Genomic DNA, 20,424 nt, shown 5'->3' on the forward strand with positions numbered 1-20,424 from the left:
TCTGAAATAGATGATGCCAATATCAGTAAATATAAATACTTTCGCGATCGTTATTCAGGCAGGAATGCCGTAAAACAATCAATCAACAATATGGTAAACGAAAATATCACCTCTTTATTGGAGCAGGAAGCGGAAGCGGTTCGCAACATACCCGTTACGCCCGGATATGAGGAAGCGGTATCGCTTATAGTGAAACATGTACACGACCTAGGTGGAAAACTGATCATGAGTGGAATGGGTAAAGCCGGGCAAATCGCCTTGAATATCGCTACCACCTTTAGCTCGACCGGTACACCTGCTTTTTTCTTACATCCCAGCGAGGCACAACACGGAGATCTGGGAATCGTATGCAAGAACGATATCATGTTATTGATCTCCAATTCAGGAAAGACACGTGAACTGGTGGAATTGGTAGATCTCACGAGGGGTTTGGTGCCAGACATGAAATTTATCGTTATCACCAGTAACCCGGATAGTCCTCTAGCCGCCGAGGCGAACGTATGCCTGTTGACCGGCGCTCCCAAGGAAGTTTGCCCGTTAGGCCTTACGCCGACTACCTCCACGACCGTCATGACGGTAATAGGCGATATCCTCGTGGTCGGAACCATGAAGCGTATCCATTTCACCAACAAGGATTACGCCAAGCGCCATCACGGGGGCTACTTAGGCTCCAAGAGCCGTGAGCTAAGCAAGAATGAATAACAAACCAGTATATAGTCATGAGAAAAGTCTTTGGTATAGGAGAAACCATCCTCGATATCATTTTCAGGAACGACCAGCCACAGAAGGCCGTTCCCGGTGGTTCCGTTTTCAACGGATTGATATCATTAGGTCGATTGAATGTCCCCGTATCCTTTATCAGCGAGCTGGGCAACGACCGGGTTGGCGACATGATTCGGGATTTCATGGAAGATAACCACATCACGACCGAGTTCGTAGACCGTTTCCCCGATGGGAAAAGTCCTATATCACTCGCTTTTCTGGACGACGATAAGAACGCTAATTATATCTTCTACAAGGATTACCCGGCGCAACGGCTGGAGGTGCCCCTGCCTAAGATCGAGAAAGACGATATTTTCGTGTTTGGCTCTTATTATTCCCTGAACCCGGTCTTGCGGACTCGTATGGTAGAATTTCTGCAATACGCCCAAGAACGGAAAGCGATCATCTATTACGATCCCAATTTCCGCAAGGCACACGCTCATGAGGCGATCCGCCTCATGCCTACCGTACTGGAAAATCTGGAATTCGCCGACATCGTCCGGGGCTCGGACGAGGACTTCCAGAACCTTTATGGCAAGAGCGACGCACAGAAGGTTTACAAAGAGCATATTCAGTTTTATTGTGATCGTTTCTTAACAACTCACGGGGCAAACGGAGTCAATCTCCACACCCGTAATTTCACACGACATTTCGATTCCCCGCAAATCCAGCCGCTTAGTACCATCGGCGCCGGCGACAATTTTAACGCGGGTATTATCTACGGACTTCTAAAGTATGACGTACGCCATGCCGACCTTCCCTCTCTGGATCAGGATACTTGGGGAAAAATCATCCGCTGCGGAATGGACCTCGCCTCCGAGGTTTGCCAAAGCTATGATAATTATATATCCAAGGAGTTCGCGGCGAAGTATGTTAGTCAGTCTTAAATATCATTAATGAAGAAGCGGGAAAAACTTGTTTTACTATCTTTGTAAGGAAAGCTTATTATAATAGAAGACAATGTTAGGAAAGATTCTCTCTCTATTCGCCAGTGTGATCCTGTTAGTGGGTTGTTCCTCTAACGCGCCCGACATACGAGCGATTTGCCTACGTGATGACATCGGAAATTACGTGATAAAATGGGAAACCGATCCGGTAATGGAGGGGATTGTCAAGATGACCGTGTCCGACAACCCGGATCTTTTCACCAACGAGTCCCCGATCATTTACGCCAACATCAAGGATGGCGTGGCTACTTACATCACGAACGATAATATCTCACGTAAGTATTTCCGCCTTTCTTTTAATGATAAATACGCACGGATCATCGGGGCACGCTCGGCGGTTATGGATAGTGTACAGAATTTCCGGGATCTAGGCGGTTATACCTCTACAAACGGGAAGACGGTGAAATGGGGCAAGGTATTTCGCTCCGGCGAGTTAAGCAGCTTGAGCGAATGGGACTCCATCCGATTGGATAATCTAGGGATCAAGACCATCATCGACCTCCGTACGAACCAAGAAACCCTCACCGCCCCTATCAAATATACGAAAGCAAATATCCTGCAAATCCCCATCTCGGTCGGCAAGATCGCCGATGCCCCCCAACGTGTTATCGAGGGACGAATGCGGAAAGGAGACGCCGGGGTATATATGGAAGACGAGTACCTGCAATTCGTGACAGATAATACCGATCAGTTCGCCAAGGTACTGGAACAGTTCCAGAACGAGGATAATTACCCCATTCTCATCAGTTGTTCCTACGGAAAGGATCGTACCGGGTTTCTCACCGCCATGTTACTCGCCGCCTTGGATATTCCCCGGGATGCCATCATGGAAGACTACTTGACATCCAATCAATATATCGATACGAGTCATTTAGCTGATATCGTGAAACATCTCTCCACAGACGCCCAAGAAAGCATTACGGTCTTCCTTACAGCCAACGAGGGACTCATGGACTTGGTTTTTAACAAAATCAAGAAAGAGTATGGCTCTACCGAAAAATATTTATCCAAAGGATTACGTCTTACTGATAAGAAACGTGAAAGGCTAAAAGATATATTACTTTATTGATATGAATCCGAATTATTTACGTACCTTTGCGGCCACTGAATATTATCATATATACACAATCGCATTTTGAAAACATTTGAAGAATTAGGAGTTGCCGCACCGATATTAAAGGCAATTCAAGAGATGGGCTATGAATCGCCCATGCCCGTACAGGAAGAAGTGATTCCTTTCTTACTGGGAGAAGATAACGACGTAATCGCATTGGCACAAACAGGAACCGGCAAGACAGCCGCTTACGGCCTGCCGATCCTGCAAAAGATCAATGTCTCTCAATATCAACCTCAAGCGCTTATCCTTTGTCCGACACGCGAGCTTTGCCTACAGATAGCGGACGATTTGAACGATTATTCTAAATACATCGATAACCTGAAGGTTCTCCCTGTATACGGAGGTTCCAGTATAGAGAGCCAGATCAAGACACTGAAGAGAGGCGTACACGTGGTAGTGGCTACCCCGGGACGTTTGATCGACTTGATGAACCGCAAGACGGTTGACTTAAGCAACGTAAAGAACGTCATCCTCGATGAGGCGGACGAGATGTTGAACATGGGTTTCACCGACAGTATCAACGAGATCTTGGCGGCTATACCGGAAAACCGAAATATGCTGCTCTTCTCCGCTACCATGCCGAAAGAGATCGCCTCTATCACCAAGAAATACATGAAGGATCCGAAAGAGATCGTCATTGGCAGGAAGAACGAGGGAAACAAGAATATCCGCGACATTTATTATATGGTTCGTGCGCAGGATAAATATCTCGCCTTGAAACGTCTAGCCGATTATTACCCGAACATCTACGGTATCATCTTCTGCCGTACCCGTAAGGAGACACAGGAGATCGCCGATAAATTGATTCAAGACGGTTATAACGCCGACTCCTTGCACGGCGAGCTGAGCCAAGCGCAACGTGACTACGTGATGCAGAAGTTCCGTATCAAGAATATCCAGTTATTGGTCGCTACGGACGTAGCCGCACGTGGTTTGGACGTGGATGACTTAACCCATGTAATCAATTACGGTCTGCCGGATGAGGTAGAATCTTATACCCATCGCCGCGGACGTACGGGCCGTGCGGGAAAAACGGGTATCGCTATCTCTATCTGCCACGTAAGGGAAAAAGGCAAGATTCGCGAGATCGAACGGATCATCAACAAGAAATTCGACAGGGGCGAGATGCCTACCGGTGAGCAAATCTGTGAGAAGCAATTGTTCAACTTGGTGGACCAGATCGAGAAAGTGAAAGTGAACGAGGAGGAAATCGCCAGTTTGATGCCTTCTATCTACCGTAAATTGGAATGGCTGGATAAGGAAGATATCATCAAACGTGTCGTATCCTTGGAGTTCAACCGGATGATCGACTATTATAAAGATAACGATGATATCGAGGTTGTAGACGAGAACGCTCCCCGAGAGAGAGGTAAACGGGGTGGCAGAGGCGAAGCGGAAGAAGGTTACACCCGTTTCTTTATCAACTTCGGAAAGACAGACGAGCTTACGCCTCCTCAACTTATTGAGTTAGTCAACAAGTGCGTACCGGGCAAGGTTCGTATCGGTCGTATCGACTTACGTGATAATTTCTCATTCTTCGAGGTAGAAGAGGGAGAAGCCAACCGTGTCATGGACTCGATGAACGGCTTCGAGGTAGACGGACGACGTATCTCCGTGGAACCGGCGCAAGCGAAAGGCGAGGGAGGAAAAGGTGGACGTAGTCCTCGTGGAGGCAGTCGTGGAGGCAATGGCTTCCGAGACAGACGGGATAGCGGTAGAGGAGGCAGAGACAGCCGCCGGGAAAGTGACCGTGGCGGCAGACGTTCCAGCCGTAGTGACGACAAACCGAAGCGCAAATTCTATGAGGACACTCCTCGTAGCAGGAAGAAACGCAAGTAACATACAACTTATACATAATTTATCAAAGAAGCGTGGTTCGTTTATTACGGATCACGCTTCTTTTATTGTATATTTACAGCCGGAAAATCACAGTCAATCACAAATTCAAAGATAAGTCACATGAAGACACTGCTTAAACATCTTTCCTGCTTTTGCCTCTTCTTTATATTCGGAGCAGACTATGCCATAGCGCAAAACTACCAACATGATTTTGACCAAGTCGTAAAGAAGGTAGATGACCTCCTATGGTACGAGAAAGTGGGCGACATCGCCCATATCGACAAAGTCTACCTTTGCGGCCCCGCCCGCTGGAAAGAAACGAATCCTACCGGGATGAGCGCCGGAAACGAACTGAAATTCTGGACTTATATCTTCATCCCTAAAAGTGTGGATCCCGACAAGAAATATCCTTTGATCGTTCTCCCGCATAGTGGTGTACATGCGGATTTCAACACGTATTACGCCCATATCGTCCGGGAACTGATCGCCCAGGAATACATCGTGGTCTCCGCTGAATACCGGGGTAGCACGGGGTATGGCAAAGCTACTTACGATAATATCGATTACGGAGGATTGGAAAACGAGGATGTCTACGTTAGTCGTAATTATATGGTAGAGAATTTCGATATTGTAGATGCCAATCGTATCGGTATCATGGGATGGAGCCACGGGGGAATGATCACACTGATGAACCTCTTCACCTACCCCGGTAAATATAAATGCGGTTTCGCCGGAGTACCGGTAAGCGACGTGATCATGCGCATGGGATATTCCACCGATGATTATCGGAAAATCTTCTCCGACGAAGGCCATATCGGGAAGACTCCCCGGGAGGATATGGCGGAATACAAACGCCGCTCACCGGTCTGGCACGCGGAAAAACTACAAGATCCCCTGCTCATCCATACCAATACTAGCGACGATGACGTGAACGTAGTGGAAGTAGAGCATATGATACGCGCTCTCAAGGCCGAAGGAAAGAAGTTCGACTACAAAATATTCGACCGTGCTCCCGGTGCCCATAGCTTCGACCGGACCGACACGAAACAAGCTTCCGAGATACGACTCGGCATCTACCAGTTCCTCGCCAAGCATCTAAAACCCAATAAGCCATTCAAATCCGTAAAAGACGTACGAAAAGCGGCCTACAAATTTAATTGATACAAACATCTAAATAACACAAGAAAGATGAAGAAACTTTTTACCTATGTTCTTATGCTTTGCGCCAGCCTATCCGTTTCGGTAGCGCAACAAATCCAGTATCCGGAGCCGATCTTGAACCCGGAGAGTTGTACGAGTATCATGGTCGGTAAAAAAGCCTCGGCGGATGGCTCCGTGATGACTAGCCACACCTGCGATAGCAATTACCGCACTTGGATGGATATCGTACCTTCCGCCTCGTACGATCACGATACGACAACCACGGTCTATACCGGACGTATGCATACCGAATATGCCGAGGGAACCCGGGGGATGATAACGAAAGGAACACTGCCCGAAGCGCAGTCTACGTATCAATTCCTCAACACGGCCTATCCTTGCCTGAACGAGAAGCAACTAGGCATCGGGGAAACAACAATCACCGGCCGGAAAGCCCTTGTCAACAAGAAAGGTATGTTCATGATCGAGGAACTTCAGCGAATCGTCTTACAACGTTGCACGACCGCCCGTGATGCCATCCGTGTGATGGGCGAGTTGATCGAGAAATACGGATATGGCGACTGGGGCGAGTGCCTTACGATAGCGGATCCGAAAGAGGTATGGCATTTCGAGGTCTTCGGCGAGGGTCCGGATAAGATCGGTGGCGTATGGGCGGCGATCCGTATCCCCGACGATCATGTAGGCGTATCGGCGAATATCCCGCGTATCTCTAAGGTCGATCCGAAAGATACGGACAATTGCATGGCTTCCGCCAACGTATTCGAGGTAGCCAAGCGCATGGGCTTCTGGGACGGAAAGAAACCGTTCCGTTTCTGGGAAGCGTATGCCGGTGGGAACTATGCCGGTGAACTGAAATCATTCAGTATCCGTGAGTTCTTTATATTGAATAAATTAGCGCCTTCCTTACGTTTATCGTATGACGCGGAAGAACTTCCCATCAGCGTAAAACCGGACCGGCAAGTATCCGTAACGGATGTGATGGCTCTCCTCTCCGAAACGTACGAGGGTACGGAATACGATATGACCCAGAACTTGAAAGTAGCCGTAAAGAAAAAAGATAGTAACGAGACCGATACGGTTATCAGTCCGGTAGCCAATCCTTGGATGACTCGGGATATGGTGAACATGTTGAATGGGTTAAAACCGGACGCCGTAAAAAGCTACCGTTTGGTTGCCGTACCACAATGCTCCTACTCTACCGTGATCCAGTTACGTGACTGGTTACCCAATGCAGTAGGCGGCGTGGTTTGGATGGCCTATGATAATCCCGGACAAAGCCCCCGCATCCCCATCTTCTGTGGGACGAAAGATCTCCCGGCTTGCTTCAAGGTTTGCGGACAGCACCGTTACCGGGAAGATGCCGCCGTATGGGCTTTCCGTCGTGCCAATAAACTCGCTACCGTACGTTGGGGAGCGACTAAAGATCGTATGAAAGCATCTATCGCCCATTTTACGGAGAAAGGGCAGACAGAACTTCCTTTCGTAGAGAGCCGTTACAAAGAGATTCTTACCCAACAAGGTGAGGAGGCCGCAAAAGAATACCTAACCGGATATACCGCCGATTTCGCCGGAGCCACGATGCTACGCTGGAGAGAAATGGGAGACTCATTCTGGACCCAATTCGAAAGAGGCTTCTAATCACCACATCCGATAGTAGAGACGAGGCACACCCCGTCTCTACAATAATAATATAAACTTAAATTCATATACAATGAGAACATTCATTCTATCATGCGCCTTAGCGTTAGGTTCCTTGAGCACATTCGCTCAAGGCTACCAATTTACGGATGTAGTAAAGGTACCCGCCACGCCAGTCAAGAATCAAGCATCCACGGGAACCTGCTGGTGCTTCGCCACGACCTCTTTCATGGAGTCGGAATTACTCCGTATGGGAAAAGGGACGTACGATCTCTCTGAGATGTTTATCGTCCGCCAGAAATACATGAACCAGTTGCAGGATAATTATGTCCGCCAAGGCAGAGGTAATATCGGTCAAGGAAGTCTCTCCCACACCTTCATGAACGCTTTCAACCAAGTAGGTATCGTTCCGGAAGAGGTGTACTCGGGTATCAACTACGATTCCGACCGGCACAATCATGCCGAGATGGTAAAATACATCAAGGCGATCGCAACGACAGCCGTGGACATGAAGAAACGCAGCCCGGAATATTACAAACTAATCGATAACCTATTCGATACCTACCTAGGCAAGCTTCCGGAGAAATTCACTTATCAAGGCAAGGAATATACCCCGAAGACATTCGCCGCCTCCCTAGGGTTGAATATGGACGATTATATCGAGCTGACAAGCTTCACGCATCATCCGTATTACCAGAAATTCGAGGTAGAGGTTCCCGATAACTGGGAACATGCGCAAATGTATAACCTCCCGTTGGATGAGATGATGCAAGTCGCGGATTATGCTTTAAATAATGGTTACACGGTATGTTGGGATGGCGACGTGAGCGAGAAAGGCTTCTCTTTCAAGAATGGCGTGGCGATCAACCCGGAGGTAAAGAAGGTGGAAGATTACTCGACTACCGACCGTGCTCGCTTTGAGAAAATGGACGAGAAGGAACGTCTGGAGGAAGTCTACAAATTCGAGAAACCTTTCCCGGAAGTAAACGTCACCCCGCAGGTCCGTCAAGAAGGCTTCGAGGCATTCGTCACCACCGATGACCATTTGATGCACCTTACCGGCATCGCCAAGGATCAAAACGGCACGAAATATTATATCACGAAGAACTCTTGGGGAACCGAGCGTAATACTTTCGGCGGATACTTGAACATGTCCGATAGTTTTGTCCGTGCCAAGACGATCTATATCATGGTACATAAGGATGCGATACCAAAGGCAATCAAGTCTAAATTAGGCATTTAGAACTTCCCTATCGTATAGGATATTACAATGCCCATCGTAAGGTTGTTAGAATAGGCATTCAAAGCACCTTACAATGGGCATTATTAGCTCCTTAGAATGGGCATCCGCGGAAATCATGGATGCCCATCTCTTTTTTCTCTCATCGAACGAGCCTCAACTCTTCAATCAACCTTGGGCATTTACCCCATTTATCGATCATGAAAAGGACATAGCGGATATCTACGCCGATGCAACGTTGCAAATCCGGTTCAAAAGCGATATCACCACTCATCGCCTCCCAGTTACCGTCGAAAGCAAGTCCGATCAAACGGGCGTTTTTATCGAATACCGGGCTACCGGAATTACCACCAGTGATATCATTGTTCGAGAGGAAGCACAGCTGCAATTCCCCTTTTTCATTCGCGTAAGGTCCGAAATCACGGCTACGAACCAGATCCAGTATCTCCGGTTGTACCCAGAACTCATCGCTCGTCGGGTCCTCTTTCTCTAGGATACCTTTATCCGTTGAGTAATAATTGTACCATGCGGCATCATAAGGACGATACCCTCCGATAGAACCATAGCTTAAACGCATCGTGAAATTAGCGTCGGAAGACAAAGCTTTCTCCGGATACATCTCCTTCAAGCCAGCGAAATACAACCGTTCTCCCTTAGCGATATCATACTCCGCATCGCCCATCAACTGCTGTAACTGGAAGATAGACACCAATACGGACAAGCTCAGTTCCGCCGCCGGATCTTTTCTCAATTTCTCATATTGCTTCGGATTTCTCAACATCTCGGCGATCTTGTCGTATGACAATAAGGAAGTCTTTTTAAATACATCCGCCGCATATTTCTCATAATTTCCTTTATACTTCTTATCAATGCTCGTATAAATATCCGGCAAGAACTCCGGAGATACACGTTCTTTCGCGATCTTCATCATCGCGGCCAATACCTTCTGATCCAAAGACGGCTCGTAATCCTTGAAGAACGGTTGGATACGATCCTCTAAAAAGACAGTAATCTCTTCCGGAGTAGCTCCGTTTATATCCACCGATTGCACCATACGAGCCAAACGAATAATCTCCGCTCCACTGGAAAACGCCTCATTCAAATAGGTCAACGCCTCCCTATACTTATTGGTCGAGGTATATCCTTTTTCCAACAAATTCAAGACCTCGCCATATTTAGCGCCCCGGGCTTGATCTTTCGCTACCCAATCAGCAAAAGCCGTCTCTTCCGCACGTTTACGTTCGATCACGTTTAGATTCGCCAATCCTTTATTCATACCGATCGAGTTCTTCCAATAATTGGAGCTTCCCGCATACTTAGAAGCATATTTGATACGTACAGCGTCGCTAGCCAACATCGCCTCTTTCCAGATGCCCTGCTTGATGCCACGCACCTCGATACGAGGCTTATTACTATTCTCGATACGCTGTTGCACGCCCCAAGAGCACAAATAACGATCCGTGCTTCCCGGAAAACCGATTGTCATGGCATAATCTTTATCTTGATAGCCTTGCATAGACACCTCCGCTACATATCTCGGGGTATAAGGCTTATTATCCGCGTTGTATTCCGCCGGTTTATTATCTGCGTTGGCGTACACACGGAATACGGAAAAATCACCGGTATGCCGAGGCCACATCCAGTTATCCGTATCGCCACCGAACTTACCGATAGAGCTAGGCGGAGCGAAAACCATACGCACGTCACGATAAACATCGTACACCACCAAGAAATATTTATTATTGCTATAGAAAGGGACAACATCAGCCGCTAGGAACTCATTATTTCCCACGGAATCACAAATCACACGACCGATAGAATCAGCCGCCGACAAACGCTGGAACTCATCCTCGATACCGGAGATCTGGCTGTTGATACGATCGCTCACGTCTACGGTCTCTTTCAGGTAACGTACCGTCAAGCCTGGAACCGGAAGTTCTTCCTGTTTACTTTGAGAGACAAAACCATCTTTCAGATAGTCGTGCTCCACACTACTCAACTGCTGGATGGCTCCGAAACCACAATGGTGATTCGTGAAGATCAATCCCTCGTTAGAGACCGTAATACCGGTACATCCCCCACCGAAGATTACCACGGCGTTCGCCACGCAAGGATCCGTCTCACTATACAACTGATCATAGGATGGGGTAAAACCCAACTCGGCCATTCTCGCCAAATTCTGCTTATTTAATTCCTTCAGCACCCACATGCCCTCATCGGCATATAACTGGCCGGAAGCGGCTAAAAGCAACAAAGCCGCCCACACTCTTTTCATCAACTTCATTCTACTCTGATTAGTCTAAATTATTCGATTAGTAATTTAATATTTTTCATTTCCACACGAGCCGACAGCCATTCCCTGATCTTCTTACGTTCCGCATCTTTAATGATCGTCTTACTTTTCAGATAAACCAGCATAACCGTATCCGGCTTCGCCGTCTCCGTATTCACAATATACGTATTCGAGCAAGATGCCTCAACTACATAGGGGAAAAGAACCTTCATCTCCGGGATCAACTCGGATGTCAAACGCCTATAACTCTGATATTTGTCAACCTGTCGTTTTAACGAATCTATCTGGATGGTCTGCGCACGTAGTACCTCCTCGCTATTCTTATATAAATCCTGCATCAAGAGGCTTTTCAACTCATTGATATCCGTGGCCTCTTGTCCGAAGCCTTGTTGCACGACTAAATGCACATCTTTCAATCCATACTTAGGCAATTTAGCCCGGGCGTTAGCGATCATCTCATCCGGTACCGTCTGGCCGATCAAGACTACTTTCACCTCCTTTTTCTCGCTCGTATCCGTAACGACCTTATTCAAGATTTGCGTATTCGGGAAAGTCAACTCCTCCGATACGAAGTTACGTACCCGATCATTGAAATAACTACTCCGGATCAAGTTATAACTCAAGAAAAGGCTCGGCACGATCGTGAAAAAAACAATGATACCCACGTAACGAGTCACGATCTTTTCCCGTTGTTTATCCAAGAAAACTTTCTTCGGATATTTCAACAAACGAACGACGACAAACGTAGCCAAACTGATAAAAACCGTATTGATAAAATACAGATAAAAAGCACCGAAAAAGTAATACAAATTGCCACTCGCCAACCCGAATCCAGCCGTACAAAGCGGAGGCATCAAAGCCGTAGCGATAGCTACACCCGGAATCACGTTACCCTTACTCTTTGTCGAGCTCGCCACGATTCCGGCCAGACCGCCGAAGAAAGCGATCAATACATCGTATACCGTAGGTTGCGTACGGGCAAGCAACTCGCTTTGCGCCTCGCTGATCGGTGAGATCAAGAAATATAAGGTGGAGGTAATCACGCTAAAAATAGTAGCGGTAGCGAAATTACGGAACGAACGCTTGATCAACTCGAAATCGGAGATTCCCAATCCCAAGCCGAATCCCATGATCGGTCCCATCAACGGCGAGATCAGCATGGCGCCGATAATCACGGCCGTAGAGTTCGTATTCAATCCGAGAGAGGCCACAAATGTAGCGAAAATAAGTACCCATAAATTTGTCCCCTTAAATTCGACTCCCTTCTTAATAGATTCTATCGTGTCCAGTTCGTCCTCTTTGTCCTGCCTGACGTCGAAATTACGGACAAAAAAATCCATAATCTGTTTATGTAGCAATCCTTTTTCCATGCGGTATTAATCTTGTCCCATATTTATGCAAAGATATTTCAATTGTTTGTTTTTCTAACTATCTAATCGTTTTTTTATAGTGAGATTACGTATATTTGCACTTGTAACACAACAAAAAGAGATCCTATTTGTATGAAACGATATCTAATGCTTTTATGCTTATTGTTTATGTCCTTTGTCGTTTCATCTCAAACGACCACACCAGACTCACTCAAAAACGCCTTGCAAAAAGCAACCTCCGAACGCTCAAGATTGGAAATCCTTACCAATTTAATGGACATCTCACGAAACGATGACATATTAGTAAACGCTAAACAACTCTATCAGGAAGCCTTAAAAGCGAATGACAATTACTATAAGGAAGCGGCATTGACCGAGATTCTCCGGCATTATATCAACACGGACCAAACCGATAGCGCAAATGTCTATATCGCCAAAGCCGAGCAGGAGCTAAAAGGAGAAGCCAGAGCCAGCCTCGTGTCGTTCATGAAAATGATACAAGATACGCGCGTCATATTCTATACATCCGGTGAACCGAGAAAGAAAGTCCTCATGAATTGCCTATTCAAGCTGGAAGAACCTGATAAATTGTCTCCCTACGAGAAAATAGCCTGCAATTATATACTTGGTATGGCTGTCAGCAACAGCATTATGGAAGAAAATATGCTTAAGGAGGACTTTAAGCAAGGAAGAGAATATTTCGACAATGTTCTGGCCGAGGCGGAAAAACTGCCCCTACGATATGCGTACAATTTCTTGCCTAACACCTATTTCATGCTATGCGCTTATGCGAGTAACCCTCAAGAACGAGGACAATATGCTACCCGTTACCTAAATACGATCTTAGGTTACTCTAACATCCCGGAGATGAGGAAACGTCCTTACGCAGTCAACAAACGTCAATTATTAAGCGCTTATTCAAACCTTGCCATTAGCGCCGAGGCTATTGGAAAGGATTTGGCGACCTCTTATTACCGTAAGTTCATGAATCTGCTGAAGGCTTATCCGGAATCAGCTAGCGCCGCCCCGGAGTATGAGCTCTACTACACCTCATCGAATTATTACCTAGGTATTAAGGACTATAAGAAATTCATTGAGTTCAGTGACTCTTTGATCAATTTCTCCAAACAGATACCGCTTTACAAGGAACATGTAATCGCCTATGTGTCCGCGAAAGCTGCCGCTTACGACAGCCTCCGGATGTACAAGGAAGCCTATGAGACATCCAAGGAATACGCTGTATTGCTAGACACCTTACGTATGCAAGAACTCAGGAAGAAAATGGAAAATCTGGAGATCGAGAAAGGGGCGAACGAGTTGGTGATCGAAAAGAGATCATTGGAATTGGAATTACAGAAAAGCAAGAAAGAGAATTACCTGTATATATCCTTATTGCTTCTAGCTTTATGCGCCGTGTTCTATATCTTTTTCCGGCTAGGCAAAATGAGATCCCTCTATCGGGCATTGCAGAAGTCTAACGAGCTGGTCTTGATAGCGAACCAGAAAGCACAAGAAAGCGAGGAGATGAAGACCGCCTTCATCCGGAATATGTCGCATGAGATACGGACTCCCTTAAACGCAATCAACGGTTTCTCGGAACTCATCACCAACGACGATATCTCCATGGACGAGAAACAGGCTTTCAGCCGTATTATCTATGAAAACTGTTACCACTTGACTTCCATGCTGAACAATCTCCTTGAGATCGCCCAGCTCGATAGCGGCAATGATTCCCTTCCTCTTGTTCCCACACGTATCCATGAGCTTTGTTTACATGAGATGCAACAGGTAAAGAAATATCAAGAGAAGCCGGAGATCAACTATGTGGTGGAAGGCGATAAGGAGAATGATATGGTCTTGACCAACCGTGCTTATTTCAGTTTGATCATCTCGCATCTGCTGGCAAACGCGAATAAATTCACGGAGAAAGGAAGCATCACGCTTTCATACCATCTGGATAGCGGAGCCAATTTAGTGACCTTGTCGGTAACAGATACGGGTTGCGGCATCCCTCAAGACAAACAGGAATGGATATTCGAGCGTTTCACGAAGACCAATGATTTCATTCCCGGCTCTGGCCTGGGGCTTTACCTATGTCGCTTGATCGTTAACCGGCTAAACGGTAAGATAAAGACAGATCCGTCTTATACGAAAGGCTCACGCTTCGTTATCACGATGCCAATCGCCACGCCGTCCAAACCCTCCGAACCTACCGATTAACGAAAGAAACGTCCTACGTACGGGAGTTCTCGTAAAGGTAAATCCCTTTTAACCATAAATGCGATGAATACGCCTAATAAGATCGTGCGGTATCCCAACCGGAGCCATTCAGACTGTATCGGCAGTGCCATGCCTGCCACGTATAACACCGTCGCCACTCCGAAATAAAGAAACGCGGATTTCAAGTCGTACTCGATCGGGAATTTCTTTTGTCCTACAAAATAGGATAAAAGCATCATCAATAAATTACAAAAGAACGATGCCCACGCACAAGCCATATAACCGTACGAGGGACCGAACAGCAAGATGATAGAGACCGTGGCCACACATCCGATCGTGGAGAAATAGGCGCCCCATCGTGTCTGGTCAATCAGCTTATACCATAAGGAGAGGTTGAAATAAATACCGAAGAACAACTCGCCCAGCATCACGATCGGCACCACCCGTAATCCAGGATAATAGGCCGGCCCGACAAAGTACTTCAAGATATCGATATAGAACATTACCCCGAGGAAGATAAACAAGGCGAATATGATGAAATATTTCATCGCTTCCGAGTAGGCTTTCTTATTATCATCGCTCTTGTTTTTAGCGAAAATAAACGGCTCATAGGCATACCGGAAAGCCTGCGTGAACATCACCATCACCACGGCGATCTTGAAGCATGCGCCGTATATACCCAATTGCTCGTTCGCGTACTCCTTATCATCAAACAAGAATGGAAACAGGATCTTATCTGCCGTCTGGTTAAAGATACCGGCAATACCTAGAATGAGGATCGGGAAGGAATAACGCAAGATTTGTTTCAATACCGTTCCGTCTACTTTCGCCCGTATGCCCGGCAAGATATCCGGGATCAAAAGCAATAAGGTTATCAGTGTCGTAAACACGTTCGCCACGAATACATAGCCTACCCCATAATCCGGACGATAGAACCAGCTTATCGCCTCCGGATAGTGCGTATGCAACCACGGACAAGTGATCAAGAAGAATATATTCAAGATAATATTCAAGAAAATACTCAGCAACTTAATCCCGGCGAAACGCCATGCTTTTCCCTTATACCGAAGATAAGCGAACGGAATGCAACAAAAAGCGTCTACCGCCACGATACCCGCCATCATCCCGATATACTCCGGATGGTCGCCATATCCCAAGCCGGCACTAATAGATGGTAACAAGGCGAAAACCGCTACGCTAAACAGCGCCGAACTTCCCAGCAGGCAATACAGCACGGAAGCGTACACCCGCATCGGCTCTTGCTCCTCTTTCTTATTGATGAAACGGAAGAACCCCGTCTCCATGCCATAAGTAAGCAAGACCAGCAACAGGGCTGTCCAACCATATAAATTCGTCACGATCCCATAATCCCCTGTTCCGGCCAACACACGTGTGTACATCGGCACCAACATCCAATTCAGGAAACGCCCCACTATACTACTCAATCCATAAACGGCTGTCTCTTTAGCGAGCCGCTTCATTCCTCCTGCCATATCGTATCTGTCTAATCAAATAAAGAACCTTGTTCCCCCACCCGGCTGCGTCCCAGATGGGTATAAGCTAAATCGGTGACCTCACGGCCACGGGGCGTGCGTTTGATAAAGCCCTCTTTGATCAAGAAAGGCTCGTACACTTCTTCTAGCGTTCCGGGGTCCTCGCCCAAAGCCGTGGCGATCGTCGTTAATCCGACCGGGCCTCCCTGGAATTTATCAATGATCGTCGTCAGCAACTTATTATCGATCTGATCCAAGCCATACCGGTCTATATTCAACGCCTCCAAAGAGAAGCAAGCGATCGCCTTATCGATATCTCCGTTCCCCTTCACTTGAGCGAAATCACGCACACGGCGCAATAAAGCGTTGGCGATACGAGGCGTACCCCGGCTACGGGAAGCGATCTCCCTAGCGGCGTTCAACTCACATTTTACATTCAAGATATTAGCACTACGGAGCACGATCTTCGTCAGCGTCTCCATATCATAATACTCCAAGTGCATATTGATACCGAAACGGGCACGCAGCGGACTAGTCAGCAAGCCGCTACGGGTCGTAGCGCCAATCAATGTAAACGGAGCCAAATCGATCTGTATCGAGCGAGCGCTTGGTCCTTTATCGATCACGATATCGATCCGGTAATCCTCCATAGCGGAATATAGGTATTCCTCCACGATCGGGCTCAACCGGTGAATCTCATCGATAAAAAGCACGTCGTTCTTCTCCAGCGAGGTCAATACCCCGGCCAGATCTCCCGGCTTATCCAGCACAGGCCCCGACGTGACCTTGAAACCAACCCCCAACTCGTTCGCTATAATATTCGACAACGTCGTCTTTCCCAACCCGGGAGGTCCATGCAAAAGCACATGATCCAGCGCCTCCTTACGCATGCGGGCAGCCATGACGAACACCTTCAGGTTCTCCACCACCTTCGCCTGCCCGCTGAAGTCACGGAGCGAAAGCGGCCGAAGCACGTTCTCGTACTCTCGTTCGTTTTCCGGCATCCGGGCATCCCTTATATCAAAATCATCTTCCATATTCACGTTCATTGACTTGCAAAGATAATGTTAAACAACACATTCACGAAAATAGATGTATAAAATATTTTTCTAACAGTGAGAAAAGCATATGTTTGCTAAAGGGACACCTTTAAAAACATACTACCATGAAACTTATACTCACAATCTCTGCGATGATCCTGTTCCTGATAACGGGATGCGAAAGTGGTAAGCAACCGGCTAACGACTTTTTAACCGTGGATATCACGGCAAATTATCCGAAGAAGGAACTGATTCTTCAAGACTTTTTGGATGTGGAATACATCCCATTAGAAACGAATGAGGAATTCATAACCTCAGCCAGCATGCAAGCCATCGGCAAAAATCTCATAATCCTTAGAAACAAGAACGGACAAGACGGAGATATATTTATCTTCGACCGGACCGGAAAAGGCCAGAGAAAAATCAACCGCAGCGGCCAAGGTAGCCAAGAATACACGAATATCGGGTCTATTGCCCTCGATGAGGAGAAAGGTGAGCTGTTTATCAACAACTACTATTCGAGCCAGTTTATCGTATACGACCTGTCCGGAAACTTTAAGCGAACTTTAAAGTACGATAAAGATTTTAATTTCAATAGCGGGAAGATATACAATTTCGATCAAGACAACTTAATCTGCTACGATGAGATTGGCAATTATAAAAATCTGAGAAAAAGCGCATTTTGGCTCCTGTCCAAACAAGACGGGAGCATTGTCAAGGAAATCGAACTCCCTTATGAGCATAAGATATCACCGTTTTTATCGTAAGGACTCCACCTATCCGCTCTATGGCCCCGGAAGTATTTCTTTATCCAAGTATTCTTACCGACCGGTATTATTTCATGCAAACAACAAAGAAACAATGGGATTTTGAGAAAGAAACCGGATTCCCCAGAACCGACTTGGTATATGATAAACAAGAGGACGCTATCTTTGAGTGTGTCGTATATAATAACGATTTCGTAGATCAGACACCCGTTAATATGTGGTACGAACATGGAATACTAAAGATCATCAATAACGATGGGATCGCTTTCATAAAGAAACTAGAAGCCAATGAGTTGGTGGAAGCCTACGGGAAAGGTAAGCTGAAAGGCCGCTTGAATGAGATCGCAGCGGGATTGAATGAGGAATCCAACCCCGTGATTATGGTGGCTAAGTATAAGGAATAAAAACTTCTTACTTATTGTCTATTTTTCCAGACTTGTTTTTTATTCGTACATGTTTTTCGGAAAACACGTACGTGAATCCCCAAAAACACGTACGTGAATCCGTGAAAACATGTACGTGTTTTTACGGAAATCCGACAAGCATATTTATCCATCTTACTATCAGCGAGTTATAAATCGACTTCATAGTAAGATATTATTGTTGAAAATTTACTTCTAAAGATACGGTTCCTCTCCTATATTTTATGTAACTTTGCTTATAAGTCGCATAAAATATAGGACGATATGAACCAGACAATTTATCCCATCGGCATACAGAACTTCGAGAGCCTTCGCAAAGATGGTTATCTCTATATTGATAAGACCGCCCTAATCTACCAATTAGTAACAACCGGACGATATTATTTCCTCAGCCGCCCCCGACGCTTCGGGAAAAGCCTGTTGCTGTCCACGCTGGAGGCCTATTTCCAAGGAAAGAAGGAGCTGTTCGAGGGACTGGCAATGGAGAAATTGGAAAAAGACTGGATAAGATACCCCATCTTACATTTGGATTTAAATGCGGAGAGATATTCTGACCCTGGGGCATTAGAGAGTATATTACGACGTTATCTGAACCTTTGGGAAGACCTGTGGGGGAAAGACGAGAGAGAGATAACACCATCCGATCGTTTCACCGGCGTGATACGCCGTGCCTATGAGAGAACAGGACGGAGAGTGGTCATACTGGTAGACGAGTATGACAAGCCTTTGCTACAGGCGATCGGGAATCCGGAGTTACAGGAGGCCTACCGCTCTATACTGAAAGCGTTTTACGGCGTTCTGAAGAGCATGGACGGATATATCCGCCTAGCGTTCCTGACCGGCGTGACCAAGTTCGGCAAGGTAAGCGTATTCAGCGACCTCAACAACCTCATGGACCTGTCGATGGATAATCGGTACGTCGAGATATGCGGCATCACAGAGAAAGAGATACATGCCTATCTGGATGACGAAGTGAAGGAACTGGCTGATACCCAAATGACGACCTACGAGGAAACCTGCCTAAAACTCAAGCAACGCTATGACGGATACCATTTCACCGCCAAGTCCGAGGGTATATACAATCCATTCAGCCTATTGAATACCTTCGCTAAGATGGAATTCGGAGACTACTGGTTCGAGACCGGAACACCCTCCTACCTCGTGGAGCTGCTCAAGCACACCCATTACGACCTCTACGAGATGGCCAACACGGAGACCGACGCCGATGTGCTGAACAGCATCGACTCCGCCTCGAACAATCCCATACCCGTCATCTACCAAAGCGGGTATCTGACCATCAAGGGCTATGATCCTGAGTTTGGCATTTATCGACTGGGTTTCCCGAACAAGGAGGTGGAAGAAGGTTTCGTCAAATACCTACTTCCTTTCTATACGAGCATACAAGCCTCTAAGACCCCCTTCGAGATCGGACAGTTCGTTCGGGAGATACGGTCTGGCAATTACGACGCCTTCTTCCACCGCCTCCAAAGCTTCTTCGCCGACACACCCTACGAGGTGATCGCCGGGCAAAAGCCGGAGCGAGACACGGAGCTGCATTACCGGAACATCCTCTTCATCGTCTTCAAGCTGGTCGGCCTGTACACGCAAGTGGAGTACCATACCTCGAACGGGCGTATCGACCTCGTATTGCAAACCAACCAATACATCTATATCATGGAGTTCAAGCTCAACGGAACCGCCGAGGAGGCCCTGCGGCAGATCGAGGAGAAAGGCTACGCCCTACCCTTCGCCGGAGACGACCGGGAGGTCTTCAAGATCGGCGTGAACTTCTCTTCCGAGACCCGCAATATCGAGAAGTGGCTGGTTGGGTGAAAAAGTCATGTTTTTATCCAGATATACTTACTTTGCCGATACAGTATATATCCTATGCCCGGAGAAGATATACTTCAAGTGGCATCGAAGTATATCTTCTCCCCCAAAAGGCTCCTCAAGTGAATAACTAATCACTTCCCAACTCGTAAGCTTACGGCTACCCCTACTCGTAAGTTATTCATTTGACAAGCCATAAACAAACAGTTTACATCTAGCGTAACAATCTGTTATTCAATGCATTTACAACAGAAATAAAAACCGTTCAAAAAAGTCGGACTTTCC

At 46.7% G+C, this 20,424-nt stretch carries 13 protein-coding genes and 1 pseudogene; 10 read left to right on the forward strand and 4 right to left on the reverse strand.

All coding sequences use genetic code 11. The annotated features are described in order from the left end of the window. Positions 1–90 precede the first annotated feature (90 nt). From D7V92_RS09970 to D7V92_RS10000, 7 genes are all read left to right on the forward strand, one after another. Positions 91–702, forward strand: coding sequence for an SIS domain-containing protein (locus D7V92_RS09970; RefSeq protein WP_005860581.1), 612 nt, complete (start codon positions 91–93; stop codon positions 700–702). A gap of 17 nt (positions 703–719) precedes the next feature. Then, positions 720–1,649: a carbohydrate kinase gene (locus D7V92_RS09975; RefSeq protein ID WP_008773269.1), complete on the forward strand. Its 930-nt coding sequence runs from the start codon at positions 720–722 to the stop codon at positions 1,647–1,649. A 73-nt stretch (positions 1,650–1,722) separates the two neighbouring features. Further along, positions 1,723–2,778: a tyrosine-protein phosphatase gene (locus D7V92_RS09980; RefSeq protein ID WP_008773268.1), complete on the forward strand. Its 1,056-nt coding sequence runs from the start codon at positions 1,723–1,725 to the stop codon at positions 2,776–2,778. A 123-nt stretch (positions 2,779–2,901) separates the two neighbouring features. After that, positions 2,902–4,665 carry a DEAD/DEAH box helicase gene (locus D7V92_RS09985; RefSeq protein ID WP_051635790.1) on the forward strand — a complete coding sequence of 588 codons (1,764 nt, stop codon included), beginning with the start codon at positions 2,902–2,904 and terminating at the stop codon, positions 4,663–4,665. 120 nt (positions 4,666–4,785) lie between these two features. Further along, entirely contained in the window at positions 4,786–5,826 is a 1,041-nt protein-coding gene (locus tag D7V92_RS09990) for a S9 family peptidase (RefSeq protein WP_036613828.1), read from the forward strand. Between the two features lie 27 nt (positions 5,827–5,853). Beyond that, positions 5,854–7,464: a dipeptidase gene (locus D7V92_RS09995; protein ID WP_121772798.1), complete on the forward strand. Its 1,611-nt coding sequence runs from the start codon at positions 5,854–5,856 to the stop codon at positions 7,462–7,464. A gap of 73 nt (positions 7,465–7,537) precedes the next feature. Continuing rightward, a complete protein-coding gene (locus D7V92_RS10000) occupies positions 7,538–8,707 on the forward strand; it encodes an aminopeptidase C (RefSeq protein WP_005863886.1) in 1,170 nt (389 codons plus the stop codon). A gap of 139 nt (positions 8,708–8,846) precedes the next feature. Here D7V92_RS10000 and D7V92_RS10005 read toward each other — a convergent pair whose 3' ends face one another. Together D7V92_RS10005 and D7V92_RS10010 are read right to left on the reverse strand one after the other, a co-directional pair. Further along, positions 8,847–10,979, reverse strand: a complete 2,133-nt coding sequence (locus D7V92_RS10005) for a S46 family peptidase (protein ID WP_370036228.1) — start codon at positions 10,977–10,979, stop codon at positions 8,847–8,849. A gap of 29 nt (positions 10,980–11,008) precedes the next feature. After that, positions 11,009–12,367, reverse strand: a complete 1,359-nt coding sequence (locus D7V92_RS10010) for a TIGR00341 family protein (RefSeq protein WP_121772800.1) — start codon at positions 12,365–12,367, stop codon at positions 11,009–11,011. 132 nt (positions 12,368–12,499) lie between these two features. On the opposite strand from D7V92_RS10010, the gene D7V92_RS10015 reads away from it, so the two are divergent. After that, on the forward strand, positions 12,500–14,587 hold the full coding sequence (locus D7V92_RS10015) for a sensor histidine kinase KdpD (RefSeq protein ID WP_121772801.1): 2,088 nt from the start codon (positions 12,500–12,502) through the stop codon (positions 14,585–14,587). Here D7V92_RS10015 and D7V92_RS10020 read toward each other — a convergent pair. Beyond that, complete coding sequence (locus D7V92_RS10020) at positions 14,584–16,080, reverse strand: lipopolysaccharide biosynthesis protein (protein ID WP_008778664.1); 1,497 nt, start codon at positions 16,078–16,080, stop codon at positions 14,584–14,586. The genes D7V92_RS10015 and D7V92_RS10020 overlap by 4 nt on opposite strands. A gap of 11 nt (positions 16,081–16,091) precedes the next feature. Further along, positions 16,092–17,117 (reverse strand): Holliday junction branch migration DNA helicase RuvB, encoded by a 1,026-nt coding sequence (ruvB, locus tag D7V92_RS10025; RefSeq protein WP_008778665.1) that lies wholly within the window; start codon positions 17,115–17,117, stop codon positions 16,092–16,094. Between the two features lie 128 nt (positions 17,118–17,245). Between ruvB and D7V92_RS10030 the strand changes: the two are divergent. Together D7V92_RS10030 and D7V92_RS10035 are read left to right on the forward strand one after the other, a co-directional pair. Next, positions 17,246–18,291 (forward strand): annotated as a pseudogene (locus D7V92_RS10030) (6-bladed beta-propeller). Between the two features lie 282 nt (positions 18,292–18,573). After that, positions 18,574–20,142: an ATP-binding protein gene (locus D7V92_RS10035; RefSeq protein WP_121772802.1), complete on the forward strand. Its 1,569-nt coding sequence runs from the start codon at positions 18,574–18,576 to the stop codon at positions 20,140–20,142. Positions 20,143–20,424: the final 282 nt, after the last annotated feature.

It is taken from the genome of Parabacteroides sp. CH2-D42-20 (genome assembly GCF_003670185.1).
Classification (GTDB): domain Bacteria; phylum Bacteroidota; class Bacteroidia; order Bacteroidales; family Tannerellaceae; genus Parabacteroides; species Parabacteroides distasonis.

Bases quoted from the DNA above. Each gene is read 5' to 3' on its own strand.
- D7V92_RS10005 (WP_370036228.1), bottom strand. From the start codon at position 10,979: ATGAAAAGAGTGTGGGCGGCTTTGTTGCTTTTAGCCGCTTCCGGCCAG.
- D7V92_RS09970 (WP_005860581.1), top strand. From the start codon at position 91: ATGGTAAACGAAAATATCACCTCTTTATTGGAGCAGGAAGCGGAAGCG.
- D7V92_RS10015 (WP_121772801.1), top strand. From the start codon at position 12,500: ATGAAACGATATCTAATGCTTTTATGCTTATTGTTTATGTCCTTTGTC.
- D7V92_RS09985 (WP_051635790.1), top strand. From the start codon at position 2,902: ATGGGCTATGAATCGCCCATGCCCGTACAGGAAGAAGTGATTCCTTTC.
- D7V92_RS10035 (WP_121772802.1), top strand. From the start codon at position 18,574: ATGAACCAGACAATTTATCCCATCGGCATACAGAACTTCGAGAGCCTT.
- D7V92_RS09980 (WP_008773268.1), top strand. From the start codon at position 1,723: ATGTTAGGAAAGATTCTCTCTCTATTCGCCAGTGTGATCCTGTTAGTG.
- D7V92_RS09975 (WP_008773269.1), top strand. From the start codon at position 720: ATGAGAAAAGTCTTTGGTATAGGAGAAACCATCCTCGATATCATTTTC.
- D7V92_RS09990 (WP_036613828.1), top strand. From the start codon at position 4,786: ATGAAGACACTGCTTAAACATCTTTCCTGCTTTTGCCTCTTCTTTATA.
- D7V92_RS10010 (WP_121772800.1), bottom strand. From the start codon at position 12,367: ATGGAAAAAGGATTGCTACATAAACAGATTATGGATTTTTTTGTCCGT.
- ruvB (WP_008778665.1), bottom strand. From the start codon at position 17,117: ATGGAAGATGATTTTGATATAAGGGATGCCCGGATGCCGGAAAACGAA.
- D7V92_RS10000 (WP_005863886.1), top strand. From the start codon at position 7,538: ATGAGAACATTCATTCTATCATGCGCCTTAGCGTTAGGTTCCTTGAGC.
- D7V92_RS09995 (WP_121772798.1), top strand. From the start codon at position 5,854: ATGAAGAAACTTTTTACCTATGTTCTTATGCTTTGCGCCAGCCTATCC.
- D7V92_RS10020 (WP_008778664.1), bottom strand. From the start codon at position 16,080: ATGGCAGGAGGAATGAAGCGGCTCGCTAAAGAGACAGCCGTTTATGGA.